This window comes from Butyricimonas paravirosa (assembly GCF_032878955.1).
Taxonomy (GTDB): Bacteria; Bacteroidota; Bacteroidia; order Bacteroidales; family Marinifilaceae; genus Butyricimonas; species Butyricimonas paravirosa.
Map to the genome: position 1 here is coordinate 1965947 of NZ_CP043839.1, position 23408 is coordinate 1989354.

General features: G+C 43.1%; 20 protein-coding genes. 12 read left to right on the forward strand and 8 right to left on the reverse strand.

The genetic code is table 11. The features are described 5' to 3' along the window. The first annotated feature begins 56 nt into the window (after positions 1 to 56). Positions 57 to 533 (forward strand): 2-amino-4-hydroxy-6-hydroxymethyldihydropteridine diphosphokinase, encoded by a 477-nt coding sequence (gene folK, locus F1644_RS08280; protein WP_118305429.1) that lies wholly within the window; start codon positions 57 to 59, stop codon positions 531 to 533. 230 nt (positions 534 to 763) lie between these two features. On the opposite strand, the gene murA is transcribed toward folK, so the two are convergent. Continuing rightward, entirely contained in the window at positions 764 to 2071 is a 1308-nt protein-coding gene (murA, locus tag F1644_RS08285) for a UDP-N-acetylglucosamine 1-carboxyvinyltransferase (RefSeq protein ID WP_027201748.1), read from the reverse strand. 290 nt (positions 2072 to 2361) lie between these two features. Here murA and sppA point away from each other — a divergent pair, with 290 nt between their 5' ends. Genes sppA through F1644_RS08300 form a run of 3 tightly spaced genes read left to right on the forward strand, consistent with a single transcriptional unit; the run spans position 2362 to position 6003 of the window. Further along, on the forward strand, positions 2362 to 4155 hold the full coding sequence (gene sppA, locus F1644_RS08290; protein WP_118305428.1) for a signal peptide peptidase SppA: 1794 nt from the start codon (positions 2362 to 2364) through the stop codon (positions 4153 to 4155). Between the two features lie 8 nt (positions 4156 to 4163). After that, positions 4164 to 5216: a tetraacyldisaccharide 4'-kinase gene (gene lpxK / locus F1644_RS08295; protein WP_118305427.1), complete on the forward strand. Its 1053-nt coding sequence runs from the start codon at positions 4164 to 4166 to the stop codon at positions 5214 to 5216. Beyond that, positions 5191 to 6003, forward strand: coding sequence for a purine-nucleoside phosphorylase (locus F1644_RS08300; RefSeq protein WP_118305426.1), 813 nt, complete (start codon positions 5191 to 5193; stop codon positions 6001 to 6003). The genes lpxK and F1644_RS08300 overlap by 26 nt, the downstream gene beginning before the upstream one ends. Before the next feature lie 402 nt (positions 6004 to 6405). Here the strand turns inward: F1644_RS08300 and F1644_RS08305 are convergent, their stop codons facing one another. From F1644_RS08305 to pgeF, 4 genes are read right to left on the reverse strand one after another with little or no spacing between them, the layout of a single operon-like run. Further along, the gene (locus F1644_RS08305; RefSeq protein ID WP_118305425.1) at positions 6406 to 6912 is read right to left on the reverse strand and encodes a 3'-5' exonuclease; all 507 of its coding nucleotides are present in this window, start codon (positions 6910 to 6912) and stop codon (positions 6406 to 6408) included. A 1-nt stretch (position 6913) separates the two neighbouring features. After that, positions 6914 to 7612, reverse strand: coding sequence for an LrgB family protein (locus F1644_RS08310; protein WP_087422617.1), 699 nt, complete (start codon positions 7610 to 7612; stop codon positions 6914 to 6916). A gap of 11 nt (positions 7613 to 7623) precedes the next feature. Further along, positions 7624 to 7980, reverse strand: a complete 357-nt coding sequence (locus F1644_RS08315; protein WP_087422618.1) for a CidA/LrgA family protein — start codon at positions 7978 to 7980, stop codon at positions 7624 to 7626. A gap of 5 nt (positions 7981 to 7985) precedes the next feature. Then, positions 7986 to 8801, reverse strand: a complete 816-nt coding sequence (pgeF, locus tag F1644_RS08320) for a peptidoglycan editing factor PgeF (protein WP_118305424.1) — start codon at positions 8799 to 8801, stop codon at positions 7986 to 7988. Positions 8802 to 8938: 137 nt separating this feature from the next. Here pgeF and F1644_RS08325 point away from each other — a divergent pair, with 137 nt between their 5' ends. After that, positions 8939 to 9694 (forward strand): Fic family protein, encoded by a 756-nt coding sequence (locus F1644_RS08325; protein ID WP_118305423.1) that lies wholly within the window; start codon positions 8939 to 8941, stop codon positions 9692 to 9694. A 229-nt stretch (positions 9695 to 9923) separates the two neighbouring features. Next, the gene (locus F1644_RS08330) at positions 9924 to 10187 is read left to right on the forward strand and encodes a type B 50S ribosomal protein L31 (RefSeq protein WP_027201758.1); all 264 of its coding nucleotides are present in this window, start codon (positions 9924 to 9926) and stop codon (positions 10185 to 10187) included. 73 nt (positions 10188 to 10260) lie between these two features. Here F1644_RS08330 and F1644_RS08335 read toward each other — a convergent pair whose 3' ends face one another. After that, on the reverse strand, positions 10261 to 13260 hold the full coding sequence (locus F1644_RS08335; RefSeq protein WP_317147151.1) for a golvesin C-terminal-like domain-containing protein: 3000 nt from the start codon (positions 13258 to 13260) through the stop codon (positions 10261 to 10263). A gap of 434 nt (positions 13261 to 13694) precedes the next feature. Here F1644_RS08335 and F1644_RS08340 point away from each other — a divergent pair, with 434 nt between their 5' ends. Then, positions 13695 to 13895, forward strand: a complete 201-nt coding sequence (locus F1644_RS08340) for a hypothetical protein (RefSeq protein WP_087422622.1) — start codon at positions 13695 to 13697, stop codon at positions 13893 to 13895. 86 nt (positions 13896 to 13981) lie between these two features. Here F1644_RS08340 and F1644_RS08345 read toward each other — a convergent pair whose 3' ends face one another. Next, positions 13982 to 15157, reverse strand: coding sequence for a GlmU family protein (locus tag F1644_RS08345; protein WP_118305436.1), 1176 nt, complete (start codon positions 15155 to 15157; stop codon positions 13982 to 13984). Between the two features lie 209 nt (positions 15158 to 15366). On the opposite strand from F1644_RS08345, the gene lon reads away from it, so the two are divergent. From lon to ahpF, 5 genes are all read left to right on the forward strand, one after another. Next, positions 15367 to 17781 carry an endopeptidase La gene (gene lon, locus F1644_RS08350; RefSeq protein ID WP_087422623.1) on the forward strand — a complete coding sequence of 805 codons (2415 nt, stop codon included), beginning with the start codon at positions 15367 to 15369 and terminating at the stop codon, positions 17779 to 17781. Between the two features lie 498 nt (positions 17782 to 18279). Further along, positions 18280 to 18426 (forward strand): hypothetical protein, encoded by a 147-nt coding sequence (locus F1644_RS08355; protein WP_158572015.1) that lies wholly within the window; start codon positions 18280 to 18282, stop codon positions 18424 to 18426. A 96-nt stretch (positions 18427 to 18522) separates the two neighbouring features. After that, on the forward strand, positions 18523 to 19623 hold the full coding sequence (locus F1644_RS08360; protein WP_118305435.1) for a Fic family protein: 1101 nt from the start codon (positions 18523 to 18525) through the stop codon (positions 19621 to 19623). Between the two features lie 293 nt (positions 19624 to 19916). Then, positions 19917 to 20483: an alkyl hydroperoxide reductase subunit C gene (gene ahpC, locus F1644_RS08365; RefSeq protein ID WP_087422626.1), complete on the forward strand. Its 567-nt coding sequence runs from the start codon at positions 19917 to 19919 to the stop codon at positions 20481 to 20483. Between the two features lie 86 nt (positions 20484 to 20569). Beyond that, positions 20570 to 22120 (forward strand): alkyl hydroperoxide reductase subunit F, encoded by a 1551-nt coding sequence (ahpF, locus tag F1644_RS08370; RefSeq protein WP_118305421.1) that lies wholly within the window; start codon positions 20570 to 20572, stop codon positions 22118 to 22120. 41 nt (positions 22121 to 22161) lie between these two features. On the opposite strand, the gene F1644_RS08375 is transcribed toward ahpF, so the two are convergent. Continuing rightward, entirely contained in the window at positions 22162 to 23283 is a 1122-nt protein-coding gene (locus F1644_RS08375; RefSeq protein ID WP_087422628.1) for an AI-2E family transporter, read from the reverse strand. Positions 23284 to 23408: the final 125 nt, after the last annotated feature.

The following is a 23408-nucleotide window of genomic DNA, read 5'->3' on the forward strand; positions in this document are numbered from 1 at the left end:
AATTGAATGTTCTTTCAATCTAAAATCTAAAATCATCAAATCTAAAATTACTTGGGATGTTAGTTACTCTAATCTTCGGGGGAAATCAAGGGGACCGGAAAGCCTTGATCGACGAGGCCATAACGGAAATGTCAAGCATAGGGAAGATCGAACGCTGTTCTTCCCTTTACGAAACCGCCCCGTGGGGATTCGAATCATCTGATTCTTTTTATAACCAAATTGTTACTTACGAAACAAATCTACTCCCGGAAGAAGTTTTGGATAAATGTCAGGCCACAGAACAAAAACTCGGACGAGTTCGCTCCGGTACTCAGTTCTGTTCCCGAACCATGGATATAGACATTCTTTTCTGTGATTCCCAAATCATCAACACGCCTCGCCTGACAGTTCCTCATCCCAGACTAGCACAACGTAATTTCGTACTTGCCCCCCTGAACGAAATCATGCCGACCTTCATTCATCCGGTCAGTCACAAAACCATTGCCACTCTTCTCTCAGAATGCACGGACACGCTAAAAGCGGAGATAATTTGAAAAAATAAACTCCTCCGTCACTTCGTGCCACCTCCTCTATAAACAGAGGAGGAGCTGGTGACTCTTCCTGAAGACAGGGCGTATTTCAACTCTCCCTCTGTTTATAGAGGGAGTACCCCGAAGGGGGGGGAGGGAGTTTGAGAAATGACTTTTTGGACAGCTCCTACCCGAAGGAGGGGAGTTCAATCTAAAATCTAAAATCCCTAAATCTAAAATTATTACGTTCTTCCTCAGTCAACCCGTCTGATCTCCGCACCAATCGCATTCAACTTTTCATCAATATGCTCGTAACCGCGGTCAATCTGATCGATGTTATCAATGACACTTGTCCCTTGCGCAGACAACGCCGCGATCAACAAGGCGATTCCCGCACGTATATCCGGCGACGTCATCTTGGTGGCCCGTAGCTGAGATTCATGGTTTTGTCCGATAACCGTGGCCCGATGCGGATCACAAAGAATAATCTTCGCCCCCATGTCGATTAATTTGTCCACGAAGAACAAGCGGCTCTCGAACATCTTCTGATGAATCAGCACACTTCCTTTTGCCTGAGTAGCAACAACAAGGAATACACTCAACAAGTCGGGCGTCAACCCCGGCCAAGGAGCATCGGCAATTGTCAAAATTGAACCATCAATGAAATCTTCTATCATGTAATGTTCCTGACGAGGAATATATAAATCATCCCCACGTTCCTCTACCCGGATTCCCAACTTACGGAACGCATCCGGAATAATACCTAACTGGGGAATAGCGACATTCTTAATCGTGATCTCCGAACGGGTCAATGCTGCAAGTCCTATGTAACTACCCACCTCGATCATGTCGGGTAAACAACGATGCTGACACCCCCCAAGACTTTCAACCCCTTCAATCGTCAACAAATTGGAAGCAATCCCCGAAATCCGGGCTCCCATAGCATTTAACATCCTGCATAACTGTTGCACGTAAGGCTCACAAGCAGCGTTATAGATCGTGGTCACCCCTTCCGCCAACACGGCAGCCATGATAATATTCGCCGTTCCGGTCACCGATGCCTCATCAAGTAACATATAAGTTCCCCGTAATTTCTGGGCAGAGGCCTTGTAACACCCCGAAATCGCATCATACTCGAACGTGGCTCCCAATTTCTCGAAACCAAGAAAATGGGTATCTAACCGACGACGCCCGATTTTATCCCCTCCCGGCTTGGGAACCAAACCGCAACCATGCATGGCTAACAGCGGGCCCAAAATCATGATCGACCCGCGTAAACTAGCCGCTTTACTATAAAAATCTTCTGTTTCCAGGTAATCGAAATTTATCTCGTTCGCCCGGAAAGAAAACTCACCTTTTTGAAGTCTCTCTACCTTCACTCCCATACCCCGAAGTAGATCAATCAATTTTATCACATCCAATATCTCCGGGATATTACTGATAACCACTTCTTCCCTAGTCAACAAACAAGCACAGATCACCTGTAATGCCTCATTCTTTGCTCCCTGGGGAACCAACTCACCTTTCAATCGTCTCCCACCAATAACTTCAAATTTGCTCATGTCGTATAATTAAAGAGTTACAGTTTTCGCTACAAACATTTTAGCCACGCATCGTAAGGGTATATCTATCTCCCGAAACGCAACCGAATTCTGCACGTAAAACTATCAAAAAAACAAATGTCAACAAAATAAGTTTACAAAGTTTGTAAAATAGTGAATCGACAAAATCAATTAAAATTTTGTATGACCGGAATTATATCCATACATTTGTAAACAAGATTTACAATATAAGCCATATTTTGTATCTCTAAATTTTACCCGAGATTATTAATAATTTAAAACAACACATAATGAAAAGCTTTCTGAAATACTTGTTAGCGACCATTGTCGGTATTATTATCGTACACGTTATCCTGTTTTTCGTGTTTATCGGGCTCGTCGGGGCCATAGCCAGTTTCTCCAGTCCCACGATCGAGATCAAAGACAACACGATACTAAAACTATCACTGAAGACAGCGATCCCAGACAGGGCATCGGAGAACCCATTTCAGAACTTTAACTTGATGACCATGAGCCCAGAGAAACAAATCGGGCTAAATAAAATACTTGAATACATTGACAACGCCAGCAAGGATTCCCGCATCAAGGGGATTTACCTGGATCTGACAGAGATTAACTCTAATTTCGGGGCTCTCGCCACAATTGACGAGATCCGGAATGCCTTGTTGAGATTCAAAAAAAGCGGTAAATTCATTTACAGCTACACCAATCTGGGGTATTCCCAAAAGAGCTACTACTTGGCGACAGTTGCCGATAGTGTTTTCGTTAATCCCGAAACTCCGCTACTATTAACCGGAATGAGTGCGAACATATCATTCTACAAAGACCTTTTGAAAAAAATCGGGGTACAACCGGAAGTTATTCGTGTCGGTAAATTTAAATCAGCCGTGGAACCTTACATCGAAACACACATGAGTGATGCCAACCGGGAACAGGTACAGACCTATTTAAATTCTCTTTGGGGTAACATCGTGAAAGGAATTTCCGCCAGCAGAAATATCCCGGTAGAAAAGATCAATCAAATCACCGATGATTTCAAAATCTACCCGACGGAAGAATTCGTGAAAGAAGGATTTTTTGATGGAGCCCTTTACGAAAACGTCATGCTCGACAAACTGCGAGAAGCATGTGGATTAACAGATGATGAAAAACTATCCCTGACAAATTTCGAAGATTACACGAAAGCCACTTTCCCAAGCGTGAACTTTGCCGCCGACAAGATCGCAGTGATCTACGCACAAGGGAATATCGAATTCCAACAGGGACCGGAAAGTATAGGACCGGAACTAGCCACGACCATCCGGAAAGCACGTGAAGATAAAAACATCAAAGCTATCGTGTTACGTGTAAACTCCCCGGGAGGTAGCGCGCTGACTTCCGATATTATCTGGAAAGAGGTACAACTGGCCGCCCAGACTAAACCGTTTATCGCCTCCATGGGTAACGTGGCCGCGTCCGGAGGGTACTACATATCCTGCGCGGCAGACACTATCGTGGCAGACCCGACAACCCTCACAGGTTCCATCGGTATATTCGGTTTACTATTCAGCGGAGAGAAACTGATCAAAGATAAACTAGGAATTTCTTCCGACGTGGTGAAGACCAACGAACACAGTGATTTCGGTGGCGGTTACCCGCTACCCATCCCTATCAGTGATCGTCCCTTAACAGATTACGAGCGCAACGTGATGCAGACCTACATCAACCGGGGATATGACACCTTCCTCGATCGGGTAAGCCAAGGACGCCACATGACCAAAGAGGCGGTAAACGAAATCGCACAAGGACGGGTATGGACAGGAGAGGATGCGCTGAAACTCGGATTGGTTGACGTGTTAGGCGGACTGGAAGATGCCATTGCCATCGCTGCAAACAAAGCAGGTCTGAACAACTATCAGATCACCGAACTACCGGTTGAACGCAGTCCTTTCGAAGATATTCTGATAAATTTCTCACAAAGCATCAGAACCAGCATATTAAAATCAGAACTGGGCGATTTCTATGATACTTACCGGGAACAGAAAGAATTATTAAAAATAAAAGGCATGGTAGCCAGAATACCTTACGATCTCACGTTTAATTAAAGCGAAATATTGTGTTGAAAAATCTCATTTTATGGCCTTTAAGCGTACTGTACGGCATCGGAGTCAGTATTCGTAACCGCTTGTTCAACTTGGGCATATTAAAGATACGGGAGTTTGACGTCCCCATTATTTGCGTGGGAAATATCACCGTGGGCGGAACGGGAAAAACCCCTCACACGGAATCCCTGATCAACGAGTTGAAAAATGATTACCGTGTAGCCTGCCTCAGCCGGGGGTATAAACGAAAGACGTCCGGTTTCGTGCTGGCAACGGAAAACTCCACGGCAAACGACATCGGGGACGAACCCATGCAAATAAAGAATAAATTCCCGGAAATCACGGTAGCCGTGGACGCAGATCGTGTGCGTGGCATCAAGAAACTCATGCAACTCCCGGAAAAACCGGAAGTAATCATCTTGGATGACGGTTTTCAACACCGCTACGTGAAAGCGGACATAAATATCATGCTGATTGACTACAACCGCCCTATCTACGAGGACCATTTACTTCCCCTTGGACGTCTCCGGGAAAGTATCCATGCCAAGGACAGGGCAAACTATGTCATCGTGACCAAATGTCCCGCTAACATCTCTCCTATAGAGAAACGGATCATCCTGAAACACTTAAATTTAAAAGCCTATCAACAGCTTTTGTTCACGTCCATGAGATACGGGGGACCTCGTTCGCTGGACGGGGACAGTCATCACGCAGTAACCCCGAAAACGGCCATACTCTGTGTCACCGGGATTGCCCAACCGGCTCCCTACGTGGAACACTTAAAACAGATGACAGACCAGATTGATCACATCACATTCCCGGACCATCACAATTACAGTGACACGGACATAAAACGTATTCTCCAAGAGTACGATAAAATCAGCTCCACGGACAAATGTATCTTCACCACGGAAAAAGATGCTGTCCGCCTCACGTTATGCGACATACCGGAAGAGATCAGACAACAAATTTTCTATATCCCGATCGAACCGGAATTCCTAACTCCAAGAGATCAACTCATAAAAAATATATACGACTATGTTAGACAAGATACAAGAAAGTAGCAAATACCTAGCCCCCTTCGTGAAAGGAGAGCATACAATCGGTATTATCCTAGGAACAGGACTGGGAGAATTGGGAAAATCAATCGAGATAGAACACGCCATCCCATATATGGCAATTCCAAACTTCCCCGTTTCCACGGTACAGGGACACCGGGGAGAATTGCTTATCGGGTCCTTTGGGGGCAAAAAAGTCATTGCCATGCAGGGACGTTTCCACTATTACGAGGGTTATTCCATGAAAGAAGTGACCTTTCCCGTGAGAGTGATGCACGCTCTCGGGGTAAAGACTCTTTTCGTTTCCAACGCAGCCGGGGGCGTGAACACGAATTACCTGGTTGGTGACCTAATGATCATTCGGGATCATATCAACCTATTCCCGGAACACCCGCTACGGGGTAAAAATATCGATGAACTCGGTCCCCGTTTTCCCGGGATGGCCGAGGCATATAGCAAACGCTTGATTCAACTGGCAGAAGAGGCCGGGAAGAAATTAAACATTCCATTGCAAAAAGGCGTGTACGCCGGACTGCAAGGGCCATCCTTCGAAACTCCGGCAGAGTATAACTGGATTCGGGTTATCGGAGGAGACGCCGTGGGAATGTCCACCGTGCCGGAAGTCATTGTTGCCCGTCACATGAACATGGAATGTTTCGGGATGTCGGTTATCACGAACAGCACGGCCAGCGAGGAACTTATCAAAACGAACCACGCGGAAGTACAGGACGTGGGCAACCACGCTCAACCTCGAATGGGAACCATATTCAAAGAGATTATCAGTAAACTATAAATTCGAGGGGTTCCCAAAAGTCATTTTTCAAACTTCCTCCCCCTTCGGGGTACTCCCTCTATAAACAGAGGGAGAGTTGAAATACTCCCTATTTTCGGAAAGAATCACCAGCTCCTCCTCTGTTTATAGAGGAGGTGGCACGAAGTGACGGAGGAGTTTTTTGAGATAAAATGACTTTTTGAACAGCCCCACTCGTATATATCCCACGATACACTCTTAGGTGTCTCGTTAATATATAAACCTTACTTCAAGGTTTTATCCACCACAAAAGTGCCACTTTCCCCATCCACTTCCCGTTGACTTTCCGTTAACTTCCCGTTGACTTACTAACGAGACTCTAGCACGACACCAATGCAATACATTTGAGATACACCTCTTTAGCTTAGAAAATACAGAACATATTTAAAAAAGACTCAACTTCGACAATTCAATCATGATTTTTGCCGCCCCCCGGGCATCACTTAACGCCTCGTGGTGATTTAACGCAATCCCGAAATGATCACACAAAGTATTCAATTTATAATTCGGCAAGCCTTTCACCAACTTCCGAGACAACCGGCAAGTACAAAAAGATTCAGGTAAACGGGCATACAGATCCGCCCGTTCCAAACAAGCTTTCAGCACGCTCATATCAAACCCTGCGTTGTGGGCAACCAAAGCCTCCGTATCAAAGTAACGCCCGATCACGCCCCACAAATCATAAAACGAAGGTGCATCCTTCACCATCACGGGAGTAATCCCATGTATCTCGATAAACTTCTTGTTAAAATAGTAAGGTTCCGGCTTAATCAAGTGCGAAAACTCTTCCGTGATCTCTCCGTCCTGCACGACAACAATCCCGATAGAGCAAGCGCTTGTCGGGTAACGGTTAGCCGTCTCGAAATCTATGGCCGTGAAATCCCGTAACATACTAAAATAATGACATTACCCACTCGACGACAGGTACCAGTATCGCCGTCATCACTCCCATTAAACCAATTGCCAAACCACTAATAGCTCCTTCCAATGCGCCCAACTCCATCGCTCTGGCAGTACCCAACCCGTGAGCCGCGGCACCAAGAGATAATCCCCGGGCAATCTTACTATCAATGTTCAACTTGTTCAACACGAAAGGCCCCACGATTCCCCCGAATATCCCCACCACGATAACAATTACCGCCGCAATGGCAGGAATACCACCCGCTTTCTCGGCCACTCCCATCGCTATCGGGGTCGTCACGGACTTCGGCTCCAATGTCGCTATCAACACGTGGTCCGCTCCCATCCAGCGAGCAATACAAATCACACTCACGATTCCCACCAAACTCCCGACAAAAATAGAAGTCATGATCGACACCGCATTACTCTTCATGTATTCCACCTGTTCCCACAACACGTAGCCCAAGGCCACGACAGAAGGTCCCAGCAGGAAATTAATCATCCGGCTCCCTTGCTGGAAAGATTCATACGGAATCCCTATCACACTCATCACCGCCACTAACGCCGGAATAGAAACTAACAAAGGATGTAACAGCGCCAACTTCGTTTTCCGGTATAGCCAAAGCGCAGCCAAGTATACCCCGGCTACCAACGTTATTACAAATATCTCTGACGAAATAATAGACTGCATCTTCCTACAAATTAATTCGTTTTACCATGCGCCCGATGATCCTCTTGCCATTGTTGCAAAACCGCCACCACGATCAAAACCAACAAAGTCGTCACCGTCCCCACCACCAACACGATGTCCCAATAACGGGACAACACATCCATAGACGTGATAATCCCCACTCCCGCCGGGAGAAAGAAAAACGCCATGTTATCACAAAGAAAACGAGCCACCGGACGCACTCTCTCCGGTCGGACCCAATGCATGGATAACGCCAAAAACAAAAACATCATCCCCAACACGCTCCCCGGCACAAAACCGTTCATCAACCAGGCACAACATTCACCCAGTAAATAAAAAGCCATAATAATAAAAATTCCTCCTAACATTCCATCTATATATTTAACATGATTCCCGCCCCGAATCGTCCCGTGTTTCCCCGGTCCCCTCGATAGGAAAAAAATCGATCATGATGACAGACGGTACAAATTCCCGCCACTTCAATACGAATATCCTCCACCCCCACTTGCCGTAATTGACGACGATTAGCCTCCCATAAATTCAATAGATACTTCCCGGCCTGTTTCCCCGGTTCGATCAATCCCGTCAAATCTCCCAACCCCTCACGTGCCGCCTCCACGATTTCTTCCCCGACCTCAAAACAACAGGGGCCGATAGAAGGCCCTATCCCGACAATCACATCCCGGGGGTCACATCCAAATTCCTCCCGCATCCGCTCTACGGTCTTCGCTGTAATTCTTCCCACCGTACCTCGCCATCCCGCATGAACAGCAGCAATAACCCGTACCCGGGGATCGTACATCAAAACAGGAACACAATCGGCAGCAAGCACCATCAGACAAACACCCGTTTCTCTCGTAATCAAAGCATCTGTCGAAGATAAGCGAGTCGCTTTCTCCCGTCCTCCCCGGCCACGTTGCGACCGGGTCACGACTTCTACGTGAGTGGTATGTTTTTGTTCTCCTAAAATAAAATCATCCACACCACAACCAACAGCCTCCGCCAGTGACATCCGGTTAGTCAACACTCGGTCATCCCGGTCCTCATCCATGAATCCCAGATTCAACGCAGCTTGCCCACCGACACTAACGCCACCTTCCCTTCCCGACACGAAATGAATTAATCCCGGAAAATCCCGTAATCCCAAGAACTGGTAGAACGTAACTTTATCTCTCTCAACCCTAATCATATTTATTCGTTCTTTTGAGCACACAAAGATACAACATTCCAAACAAAATTGTCAACATAAATCGCCTTGTCACAAATAACCATAAAAAAACAAACCCCCGTTTTGTTTACACGTATCATCGATAAAAAAGAACGATTATGTGGCAAGAACTATGTAAAACCCGCGAAGAATACCTCGAAAGAGCGAAACTGGACACGAAAGGCTATTCGCCCCGACGGTCGGAAACGTTACTTTACGAGATTGCCCGCCTAGACGGCATGGACATCAAAAAACAGGACTTTTTCAATATCTTGAACGACATTGAGATCTCACCCAAAGTAACACGAGAAGACACGCACCGGATAAAAGACCTGAGCAACGCATTCCTTTACCTGGTTAAATGCGCGCAACAACGCAAAAGGTTCTCGCTCGACTTCGTACGAGAAATCAGCGCAAAAGTAATGCAACACACAGGCAAAGAGGTGTACACGACGATCGGCGGTTACGATACCTCGCTGGGCGATTTCCGGCTGGGAGAAGAGTACTATGAAGAGGGTATCCTCGCCAACTATGCCCAGATCCCGGATATGCTGGAACAATTGTGTAAAGAGACAAATGAAAAGCTGGGGAACGTTCACGACATACTGACCGTGAAACTTGCCGCAGACTTTCACTATCGCTTCATGCACATAAAACCTTTCGAGGCTGGGAATATTACCGTCGGCCTCCTGATGATGAACTATATCCAGATGATGTTCAGGGAACCGCTCATCATCATCCCGGGAGAAGACAAGGCAAAATACCTCGCTGCCATAAAAATGCAAAAGGACACCCCAACACCCGAAACATTCGAACGCTTCGTGGGTGAGGAATTACTTTCTCAGCTTCGCAAAGAAGTCACCCCGCGGAAATAATATTATCCATTTCCCAATGCCGGAAGTATGTTCTAACAAGCATAAACTCCGGCATCACTTTTTAATCCAGAAACCTCCCTCCCTACTATAACTCGTGAATTTCAACCCTTTTCGCCAGACTTTTCTCGCCCTCAATTAAAAAAGTCTCTGAAATTCTTTGTGATTTATAATGAATCAACTATCTTTGCTGCCCGTTAAACCAAGGAACAATTTTAAAATTATATACGAAATGAAAAAGGGCATACATCCTGAAAATTACAGATTAGTAGCGTTTAAAGATATGTCTAATGGAACGACTACAATCACCAAGTCTACTGCCGCAACGAAGGAGACTATCGAGATCGACGGAGTTGAATATCCATTAGTAAAGATGGAAATCTCCAACTCTTCACACCCGTTCTATACCGGTAAAATTAAACTGATCGACACTGCAGGACGTGTTGACAAGTTCATGAACCGTTACAAGAACCACATGGAAAACAGAAAGAAATAATTTTTCTGATATAATACAAAAAGAGGAGATTCTAAGAATCTCCTCTTTTTGTATTATATCAATAAGCTCAAGATCATCTTATCGCTTTCCCTTGATACACCCACTTGACGGCATCCCCAATAATCATTTGATTTTCTTCCCCTTCATTACTAAGAGATATTTTACTAATGCCAGGAAGGCAATTGTAAATTCCCAAGGAACACCATTTGCCTTTAGTATCAATAGAAACGACTTTTTCCTCATCTCCTAGCGGTGAAATTCTATATTTCTGTATATTCATATTTAATGAATAACTCGGGATATATACGAAAGCCTCATACTCTCCTTCCTTGGGGAGATCAACCTCCCAAGTCAAACGATAATCACCTGCCCCACCCCTTGTAAATACAAAACTCCGAACCGTGGTTCCCTGGCAATCTTGAGCAAGAAACTCTTTCCAACTAGAACTCGGCATAAATATACCTTCTTTAAAATTTATAAACCGAATCCAAGATTTTGGGGACATTAAATGATCATTATTTACTAATTTCAAAAAGGTTGAAGGCTGTGTAAGTTTACACCCGGGATCCGTGTTATCGACGATAAATACGTTCGTGTCAGGCAAAAAATACCTCCTAGAAACTTCTTCTATATACTGAGAAGTATCTTGGGTAAATATTCCCGTCTCATGGAAGAAAAAAGAGTTAGGCAAATTTCCAGCTATGTTAGTATTTATCATGAAATCCAAAAATTCACCAACTACCAAAGCAAATCGTTTACCTGTCTTGGCTTTAATTTTAAACGCTTGATATTTAATAGTAGATTCTCGTCTCTTCTCTTTATGCGCTAACTGCATCTCTGCCCAACCTCCCGGTAAATAAGTAGAAGTTCTAATATTCACCACACCATCCACATCACTATCATTAAAAATAGCAAACTCAATCCGGGAGTATAAATCTTTCGGATTTTCAGTTTTAACCCGCATCACATCTGCAATTTTCAACAAATATGTAGGAATTCTACTACGTGCATACCAAGAAGGTAATACCGTGTTCCAATCGACATGAAAAACAGATTTGAACTCCTCATTCAATTGTTCAAAATCTGTCACGTTGAAACGATGCCTATCCAAAAAATTCATTAAAAAAGACACAAGACTATCCTGATCTACTCCTTTCGTTTGAAATATATCCACCAACTCCCGCTCCTTCAGCACAAAAATAGCGCCAAGTACAGCCATGGTCAAAGAATGGTCATACAGAGCATCTTTCAAACTATGTGAACGAAGGTAATCAATAGCTTGTTGTTCCAATATTGGAGTTAAAGAAGGCCGTGGCTGAATTCTTGTCTGGTTATTATCTTCAATAATTAAATTCACTAAAGAATTTAAAAAAGGATAAGTTTGACAAATTATATCCGAAATTTGATTGTAAAATTGAGTACGAATCAAGTACGGATTTTTGTCAAATACACCATCTTCTAAATGAAATCTTTTCAACAACACGTTCCATCTTAAGATACCATCCCATGAAAAAGTATTTCGAAATTTATCCTCCTGAAATAACAAGGAATTAACGGCCAATTCTACCTCTGAAAAAAACACTTTCGTCCTAAATCCACGTTCAGGAAAATACAAGACCTCAGGTTGTACAAACCCGCTAGATTTCATCTCATCTCTAAAATAAGAAGTGAAATCCAATGGCGTTTCTACAAGTTGAAAACGCTTATAAGGATATTTCCTCCCAGTGGATATTTCTGCTATATGTCGTACATGACGGATTATTAATTCGGTAGAAGAGACCTTTTGATCAGGGGAAGGTTCTAGTCGATCATTCAATATTTTTAATAATGCCGCATGTTTACGCCACATATGCAACTCATAAGTTACGCTATCCACGGTCAACTGCCGGGTAATGTAATCGCCTATGTTAAGTGTGATACCATGCAATAGATGTTCATTTCTGAATATAACCTGATCCCCATTTCTTTTTCGCATCCCTTGAGAGATAACTTTATTTTTTCCATGACCACGTACCCGTAACGAATATCGAGTAAAATTTCTAGAATTATCATATGGAGAACTCGGATTTTCAGGAGGAACGGTTGTTGGATACCACAAAACCTCCGGGATCAATAAAGTAAAATCCTTTCGTAAATACGAATAACGTTTCCCCAAACGACAGGCCAAATACATACGCTTGCGTGTATCCGCTATTTCAACGTCCGGAACATTTAGATAACAAATTCTTTCGTCGATTTGGCCTTTATAAGATAGTTCTAATAACAAAGAATCTCCAGGCGACAGACTCGCTGGTACTACAATCACCTGCTTTTCCCGTTCAAACAAAGAGGTCATCCCATTTATGGATAAAGCAGTTATATCCAAATCTGGGTTCAAATAAAGTAATACATTACTCATATCCTTTCCCGTACGATTCCGCACAACAAGTTTTGTATTCACGAACATCTCGTTTTCTCTCTGCTCATAATCAACATCTTGAGATTCAAGATAGGCCTTAGGATAAGAAGAATATTTTTCGTAAATGGATCTATAATTCAAACGCTCCCAAAACTTATTTTGTTGCAAAAAGAAAAAAGAACCTCCACAAAGTATTCCTATGATCAAGAAAAAAAGGACCAAAACACGTTTACCAACACAAGAAACCCGATTGGGAATTCGATCAAATTTGAGAATAGTTAACCCAACAAAGCTAAGACCAAGAAAAAACCACATCCCTCGCTGTAAAAAATAGCCCCATATATCAGAATGCCCTGTTATTCTAGAAAAAGCACTCGGCAAGGAGAGTCCCAACGGATCAAATAAGCCAAACAGACAATCTGATAGATAAAATATTGTAGTTCCCAGGAATCCAAGAAGAAAAATCACACTCAGTACCCGATTCCTGATCCATGTAACAACAAAAAAAGAAAATCCTATCATGAATACAAGAGCCGGTATAACCATCAAAAACAAATAAAACAAATAGTATTCCCCTCCCAAAGGAAAAGGCATGAACAACAAATGCACCAACAGAACCATCAACAACGAAAATATTGCCGCACCTCCAAACACACTAATAAAAGCAACAAACATACCGTATACATACTCAGCATTACTCTCCGAGCGATAATATATCGCTTCCATACTATCTACACCACGTCCCTTGTACAAGAAATGACAACCAAGGATCACTAAAGGCAGCGTTTGAAATACCAAGAAAAAAAATACATTCATGAACGGAACAGAAGAGGAAAAATCTGCAATATCAGATGAGTTCCTCATCAAAACACTTTGACTACTCAATTGAGCAAACAAAATAACAACATACACCCCTAATGTATAACACCATAATAGTTTTTCTCTTAATAATAACCGAATATTATAAGACGCAATCACGCCGATATTAAAATAATCCATAATTCATTCAATATTAAACACACATTTCACCTATTTACAAATATACAAAAAACGACATGATTATGAATTATTTTACTATATTTACAATCAATAATAACTATAAATTATAAATGTTTTCTTATTGGAATGTCGCTGGTTATGACCCAGGAGATCCCATACGCCTATCCAAAGATGAATTTAAGGAAATGTACATTGCCGCAGATGCACCATTTGATATTACAGAATTCAAAGTCAAGGCAAATATAAGGATGTATGGTGTAGACGTAGAATATCCCCTCCCTGAAACTTGGTATAAACTAGATGATCATTAAAAACGAGTTTTTCCTCACGATCATAAATGATTCCTAAAGTAATTCAAGTATCATTTCTAGAATTACTTTAGGATTTCACGGGGATTCTATCTTTCCGGATCGGCAAAAACATGCTCAATAATCCGGCGATCAACATCATCAAACGTCTTGTTCCGGCGTTTCATGACAGCCTCAGCCGTGGAAACGAACTGATTCATTTTATGCTCCGTAAACCCACTGGCTCCACCCCATGAGAAAGAAGGAACAAAATTCCGAGGAAAATCCGAACCGAAAATATTGGTTCCCACACCGATCACCGTTCCGGTGTTAATCATGGTGGAAATACCCAGTTTTGCATGGTCACCCATGATCAGACCGCAAAATTGAAGTCCGGTCCGACGAAAATGCTTAGTCTCGTAATCCCACAACTTCACCTCCACGTAAGTGTTCTTCAGATTAGAATTATTCGTCCCGGCACCAATGTTACACCATTCGCCCAGCACGGAATTCCCGAGAAAACCATCATGCGCCTTATTCGAATAGCCAATCATCACGACGTTATTGACCTCTCCCCCACATTTGCAATACGGCCCGAGAGTCGTTGCCCCGTACACCTTGGCCCCCATCGTCAGTACCGAATGTTCACACATGGCCAATGGTCCCCGCACCAAAACACCTTCCATAATCTCGGCATCTTTACCGATATACACCGGACCACCCTCCGTGTTAATTACCGCACAACGTACAACAGCCCCCTCTTCGACGAAAACGGGATGTTCTCCATACACCTGCACGCAACTATTCAACGGGACACTCTCACGCCCTTCCGTGATCAACCGGAAATCAACCTCCAGTTCTCGGGCATTCAGAGAAAACAAATGATAAGGATAAACAACACGGGTAAACACTCCCGTGTATTCTTTACGTGTAAAATCGGGTATCGTCACCGGATCAAAGGTTGCAACGTCCTGTTTACCCATTCGCACGGCGATCAGACAATCACCCTGTAATAACATCTCTCCAGCCTGCAAAGACTTGATTTCCTGCATTAATTCTTCATTCGGACATACCGAACTATTGATAAGCAAATTATCGTCTTCCACAGACAACGGGAACTTTTCCTGAAGGTAATCTTTGGTCAGATATGCAACCTTATCCCCAAACCGCTTTTCCCACTTTTCCCGGATCGTGAGAATTCCAACCCTCAATTCAGAAATCGGACGAGTAAAAGTCAAGGGCCTTAAAGTACCCCAACTCTTATCATCAAACAAAATTATTTTCATTGTGTGTTTTATATTTGCACACAAAAGTAACAAATGCATCATATTTCACAAAAAAATCTTTGGCATAGGAATTGTCCTATTATGTAGTGGTTTATTTTTCAGCGCCTTTTTGTCAAAATGTCAGTTTTTTGAAACAAGGCTAACCACGGGAAAACCGGAAATAAACCAAATGTGGAAAAGTTTAAAACAATAGAGATAAGGAGATCATAATGAATAAAATAGATTTAAAAGATATTTTACAAGAAAACTTGGCGGACGATAATCAAGATTATTTATCCATCCTAGGAGACGAGAAGGAGATGCTCAACGACCACACGGATATTCCTGACACTCTGCCAATTTTACCGCTACGGAACACGGTTCTGTTTCCCGGCGTCATAATTCCTATAAATATTGGTAGGGAAAAATCACTGAAACTCATCCGGTACGTGTATAAAAGCAGCGTACCCTTCGGTGTTATAGCCCAGAGAGACACCAACACGGAAAATCCCAAACTGGAAGACCTATACACGATAGGTACAGTTGCCACCGTCTTGAAGATATTGGAAATGCCGGATGGAACAACGACGGCTATCATACAAGGGAAAAAGAGATTTGAACTTGATGATATCCTGTACGATGAACCCTATCACGTGGGAAAAATCATTGTTAAACAAGAGGACACGATCACGGAAGAAGACCAAGAGTATAATGCTATCGGAGAGGCTTTAAAAGACATGGCCTTGAAGATTGTAAAATACTCCAGCAACATCCCGAACGAGGCAGGATTCGCCTTGAAAAACATCGAGAGCATGTTATTCCTGATCAATTTCATTTCTTCGAACACGGATATTGACTACCGGAATAAACAGGAATTACTGGAAATTGACATCCTGAAAGAACGGGCAACTAAATTATTGGAACTTTTGGGCAAACAGGTCAAAATACTGGAACTCAAAGAGGATATCCAGAAGAAAGTGAAAGTCGATTTAGATAAACAGCAACGGGAATACCTACTCCACCAGCAGATGAAGACTATTCAGAACGAACTGGGAGCTAACCCGGTGGATGAAGATCTTCAAGAACTGGAAGAGGCAGCCAAAAAGAAGAAGTGGGGAAAGAACGTACAGGAAATTTTTGAAAAAGAACTTCAAAAACTAAAACGCCAAAATCCCTCCACCCCGGACTATTCCGTGCAATTCAATTACGTGAAAGAATTGACCGAGCTACCCTGGGAACACTATTCCGAGGACAATTTCGACTTGAAGAAAGCCTCTGAGATACTGGATGCCGATCATTACGGGCTGGATAAGGTGAAAGAGAGAATTCTCGAATACCTCGCCGTACTGAAACTGAAAGGAGATATGAAATCCCCGATCCTGTGCCTGTACGGCCCCCCGGGAGTCGGCAAAACCTCTTTAGGAAAATCTGTTGCACGGGCACTTAACCGGGAGTTTGTACGTATGTCATTGGGTGGTTTACACGATGAATCCGAGATCCGGGGACACCGTCGTACCTATATTGGAGCCATGCCCGGACGAATCATTCAAAGTATCAAGAAAGCCGGCACGTCAAACCCGGTATTTATACTCGATGAAATCGATAAAGTCGGTCAGGATTTCCGGGGTGACCCACAGTCTGCCCTGTTGGAGGTTCTTGATCCGGAACAGAACACGGCCTTCCACGATAACTACCTGGATATTGACTATGATTTATCGAAAGTCATGTTTATCGCCACGGCAAACGACATTTCAACAATCGCCGCCCCACTAAGGGATCGTATGGAAATGATCGAAGTAAGTGGTTATCTCATGGAAGAAAAAATAGAGATTGCCAAACGGCACCTGATCCCTAAACAACTGGTGAATCACGGGTTAAAAGCAGAACAAATCGAGTTCACGGATGATATATTAAATTTCATCATTGACAAATACACCCGGGAATCGGGAGTACGGGGATTGGATAAGACTTTGGCAAAGATCATGCGTCAAGTGGCAAAGAACGTGGCTCTGGACTCGTCTTTCACGATTAAACCGACAAAAACGACCGTGGAAGAATACCTAGGTACCCCTATCTTTACCCGGGAAGAATACCAAGGTAACGAATTACCCGGAGTGGTTACCGGTTTGGCATGGACAGCCGTGGGCGGTGAAATTCTTTACGTGGAATCAAGTATCAGCAAGGGCAAAGGCGTCCTAACCATGACAGGGAGCCTCGGTGATGTGATGAAAGAGTCTGCCACCTTGGCATTAGAATACATTAAATCGCATGCCGAAGAACTAGGCATCCAGCCCTCAGCCGTGGAAGAACACAACATCCACATTCACGTGCCGGCAGGTGCCGTACCGAAGGATGGTCCCTCGGCAGGTATCACCATGGTCACCTCGTTAGCCTCATCGCTAACCGGAAGAAAGGTAAAGAAAGCCCTCGCCATGACCGGAGAAATCACGTTGAGAGGTAAAGTTCTCCCCGTGGGTGGTATCCGGGAGAAGATCCTAGCTGCCAAACGTGCCGGAATCAAAGAAATCATCCTTTGCCGGGAAAACAAAAAAGACATTGACGAGATTAAAAAAGAATACGTCAAAGGCATTAAATTCCATTTCGTTGACCACATTCGGGAAGTATTGGACATTGCCTTGATCTAAAAGGGATCTACCCATTTTGAAGTGCATCTTAAAAATCAAATTTCGTTTTTAAGATGCACTTCGTTTTTTCCCCCCTCACATGATGACACTATCTATTTTAGACTATCTAAAATAGATAGTTTTAGAATTAATTCGTATCTTTTAGGAAATAATTGAAGTCATGGAAAAATCCAGCAGGACGTGTACGCCGCATTCATTACTGATTTATTTGAACGTTACGGAAAATAAATAGATCCGGATTGTGTTGCAGAAATTATCAACGGGAGCAGAAGGCATACATTTTACACGCAAAGTTTATGTAACCGAATTTTTGCCATGAGCACATCCCACGTGACAACAGAACAAGTAAAATGAGCTTGCCCGGATCTATTGGAACGTAATGAACCTGTTTTCTTGCAATATCGTCAACTATTGACTCCAATTCAGTGGAATTTTTTAATTGCATTGCCAAAGAACACGACGTCAAACAAATCTCAGCACAATATTTTATCAATAAATATGGAATCGGCCCCCCCCACCAATGCCAGACGATTGGCAAAAGTGATGATTGAAAAAGAGTTGGTACTGGAAACCGTGGATAAAACAGGAGTGACGTACCAAATCTATGATGTATTTTTTTCAAAGTGGTTAGAACGTGAATATTAATTGTTGTAACCGGACAGGGAGAATACAAATATTTCACACGGAGCATCACGGCATTACAATATAATGAGTATATTTACCGCAAAATATACGGAGAATATGAAAGCGATCTACATTTGGCAACAAAAAGATTGGCCTAATTTCATATGGGATAACACTCAACTATCTTACAAATTAGGCAATGTTCGCAATTTGCAAGGTAAACTTGTAGGCAAAATGAGTATGCTCGGCTTTGACCTGCAAAATAACGCCATACTGGATACACTAACAGCCGACATCACCAAATCTTCTGAAATAGAAGGAGAAATATTGAACAGCGATCAGGTACGTTCTTCCGTAGCCCGTCATCTAGGAATAGAAACAGAAGGATTGCCCGAAGCCGATCATTACGTGGATGGGGTGGTTCAACTGATGATCGATGCAACTCAAAACTACGCACAACCGTTAACAAACGAACGTCTCTTCAATTGGCATGCGGCACTGTTTCCAACAGGCAGAAGCGGGGCATATAAAATCACCGTTGCAGATTGGCGACAAGGCTCGGATCCCATGCAAGTCATATCCGGTGCTATGGGAAAAGAAAAAATACATTATCAAGCCCCTGATTCTGACAATGTGCCTTACCAGATGAAACTATTTTTAGATTGGGTGAATGACGAGCAAAGAATAGACCCCGTCTTGAAAGCAGCTATCGCCCATTTATGGTTCGTGACAATCCACCCGTTTGATGACGGTAACGGTCGTATCGCCCGTACCATAATGGACTTATTCTTAGCCCGGGCTGACGAAATGCCACATCGTTTTTACAGTATGTCCGCCGAAATACGCAAACAACGAAAAGAATATTACGAGATACTGGAAAAAACACAAAAGGGAAAACTGGATATAACAAACTGGCTCGAATGGTTTCTTGACTGTTTAAACACGGCTTTACTTGACACGGAGAAAACGATCAGTACCATTTTACAGAAAGCCGCTTTTTGGGACAAACACCGGGTTCCCATGAATGAGCGTCAAATCAAGATGGTAAATCTATTGTGGGATGGCTTTAACGGGAAACTAACTTCTTCCAAATGGGGCAAGATCACCAAATGCTCCGCCGATACTGCTTTACGCGACATACAAGATTTGATCGGCAAAGGCGTACTACGCAAAACAAATGAAGGTGGCCGAAGCACGAATTACGAGCTGGCTTTATAGAATTTTGCGGAGAATAACCACCTTATTCTCCGCAAAATTTGCGACAAAAATCACTAATAATATCTACTGTATCTTCTTTCAAATACATTTCTTTTCCCCCTGGTGAATGATAAATAAAATAGCAGTGAGCAAAAGATAATTCATGCTAATAATCAATCAATTACTTTTGCTTATTAGTTTTGCCTATCCACACATAGAATAATTCAATCAAATTTCTTGTTTTAATAAAAATAAATGATATATTTTTGTATCGAGAAAATAAAAACAAGAATCAATTATAAAAATAAAAAACAATGGAACCAATTATCAATTCACAACTTCCTGAATTCAAAGTTCAGGCATTTCACAACGGAGAGTTCAAAACAGTAAGTAGCGAAGACGTAAAAGGCAAGTGGGCAATTTTCTTTTTCTATCCCGCAGACTTTACTTTTGTTTGCCCGACCGAATTAGTTGACGTGGCAGAGAAATACGAACAATTCAAAGCAATGGGAGTAGAAGTTTACTCTGTAAGCACGGATTCTCATTTCGTACACAAAGCATGGCATGATGCCTCTGAAAGCATCCGCAAAATCAAATACCCGATGTTGGCAGACCCGACCGGAGTATTGAGCCGTGCCTTCGGCGTGATGATCGAGGAAGACGGGATGGCTTATCGCGGAACATTCGTGGTAAACCCGGAAGGAAAGATTAAAATTGCAGAAATCCACGACAACAACATCGGACGTAACGCTGACGAATTACTTCGGAAAGTTGAAGCTGCTCAATTCGTGGCAGAACACCCGAACGAAGTTTGCCCTGCAAAATGGAAAAAAGGTGCAAACACACTGAAACCGAGCATTGATTTGGTTGGTAAAATTTAAATAATTCAAAGTTTAGAGTTTAGAATTTAAAGTGAAAAACATTCTAAACTCTAATTTTTACCCTTTAACCTCTAAACTTCATTTATATGCTAGATACCTCTTTGAAAGATCAACTTAAAAATATTTTCGCCGTTTTAGAGGCTCAATACACGTTGGACATCGCCGTGGCTCCTCACCACGAAAGTCGGCAGGAATTAACGGAAATGTTGGCTGACGTGGCAGAATGTTCAGATAAAATATCTTGCCAGATTAAAGAGGGAAAAGAACTGGAGTTCTCTTTACTGAAAAACGGAGAACCCACAGGCATCAAATTCCGGGGAGTCCCCAACGGACACGAGTTCACCTCCCTCCTGCTTGCCATCATGAATGCAGACGGGAAAGGGAAGAATTTTCCGGATGAGACCATCTGCAACCGGGTGAAAGCATTGAAAGGTCCTATACACCTGACAACCTACGTATCTTTAACTTGTACCAACTGTCCGGATGTCGTACAAGCACTGAATGCCATGGCAACTTTAAACCCGCAAATCCATCACGAAATGGTCGACGGGGCAATCTACCAAGATGAAGTAGAAAAATTAAAGATACAAGGAGTACCTTCCGTGTTTGCGGATGGAAAACTCATCCATGTCGGAAGAGGGGAATTCGGTGAATTATTAAACAAACTTGAGGCTCAATACGGAATAGAAGAAAACACGTTAGAGGTAAAAGAAAAAAGTTATGATGTCATCGTTCTAGGAGGAGGACCGGCAGGATCGGCAGCCGCCATTTACTCCGCACGTAAGGGTTTGAACGTGGCCATCATAGCGGAACGTATCGGGGGACAAGTCAAAGAGACCGTGGGAATTGAAAACCTGATTTCCGTACCGGAAACAACAGGTAATCAATTGGCAGACAATTTACGGACACATTTACAATGTTACCCGATTGACCTGCTGGAACATCGGCAGATTGAAAAAATAGCATTAGAGGACAAACAAAAAATACTTTCCACGGCTACCGGGGAGAAATTCTCCGCACCGGCTGTTATCGTAGCTACCGGAGCCAGTTGGAGAAAACTGAACGTATCAGGTGAGGCCGAGTATATCGGTAGAGGCGTTGCGTTCTGCCCGCATTGTGACGGGCCATTCTACAAAGGCAAACACGTTGCAGTTGTAGGAGGGGGCAATTCAGGGATAGAAGCTGCCATTGATTTGGCAGGAATATGTTCAAAAGTTACCGTATTGGAATTTTTGGACAATTTAAAGGCCGATCAAGTGTTACAGGAAAAACTAAAGAGCTTACCCAACGTGGAAGTCTTTGTCAATTCGCAAACACTTGAAGTTATCGGCAACGGGGATAAGGTAACAGGCATCCGGGTAAAAGACCGGACTACCGAAGAGGTTCGTACCATTGAATTGGACGGAATTTTCGTTCAGATCGGTTTAATGCCTAATAGCGGCGTTTTCCGGGATGTAGTCGACACGAATCGAATGGGAGAAATCGCCATCGACACACATTGCCGCACAAATATTCCGGGAATCTATGCCGCAGGAGATGTCTCCACCGTACCCTACAAACAAATCATCATCGCCATGGGAGAAGGAGCAAAAGCCGCACTTTCTGCTTTTGAAGATCGGATGCGAGGGGTGATTTAAAGTAAAAGATAAAAGTAAAAAACTAGAAGTTAACCACACTTCTAGTTTTTTTTATTTTCATCTTCCAGGCCTTTGGTCAATGACTTTACCAGTTTATACTTATTAAAGAATTCTCTCAATATTACCCGCAAAACCGTATACCCCGGTATCGCCAAGATCATTCCCGGTATACCCGCCAGATTTCCCGCAATCAGTATCACCAAAAAGATCTCCATCGGGTGAGCGTGAACACTATTCCCGTAAATCAGAGGCTGTAACACCACGTTATCAATCAACTGGGTAATAATGAAAACGATACTCATGTATATCAACAAGGGAAATACCACCGTGTAGAAATCGACATCCACATTCGTCGCGATCCCGACAGACAATCCGAAAGCCGCCCCGATCAGAGGCCCGATGTAAGGAATTACATTCGTAATCCCCGTGATCAAACCAATCAACACCGCATTATTAAACGGTAGACCCACGATCGTCAATCCCAGTATATTCAAACCCATCACGATCAGCACCTCGAAGGTAATCCCGATAAAATAACGCATCAGTAATTTTTGAATCGAATCCAGCGCATTCCCCACGCCTTCCCCGTAACGTGTCGGCACGATGGTCAACAACATCCGGTAAAATAACTTGCTATCCTTCAAGAAAAAGAATGCCATAAACGTCACGGAAAACAAGGCTATAAAAATACTACTGATCGTACCCGCCAAAGAACCGAATATATTTTGAATCTGCGTGACATCCACCACCGACTTCAAGTTCGTCACGATATATTCCTTCACGTCCTGATCCGATTCAAGAATTCCAAACCGTTTCAATCCCTGCTCCAAATCAGCCAAAGGATCTTCCAGCTTGTTCACGATATTCGTGATACTAATATCACTCAACGACTGAAATTCTTGGCTCACTAACGGGATCACCGTGTAAAAGAAAAGGATAAATACAACCCAAATACAAATCAAAGCTATCGCGGCTCGCAAACCTCCCGGTATATGATACCCCTTAATTTCCAAGCGCTCCAAACAATTCATCACCGGTCGTCCCAAAAAAGAGATGATCACGGCAATCAAGATATAAGCTATTATGGAAGAAAAATACCAACACAAAAATCCCACAACCGCCAAAGCGAACCCTCCCAGACAATATTTTCCTATATTATTCATAATTCAATCTTTACAATGTAACAAACAACTCTCCGTTTACGACAAAAGCAACTTGACGTTACACATTTCTTAGCCCAAAAATAGATAAATAAATTTACTCTATAAGTACATAGGTATTATTTATG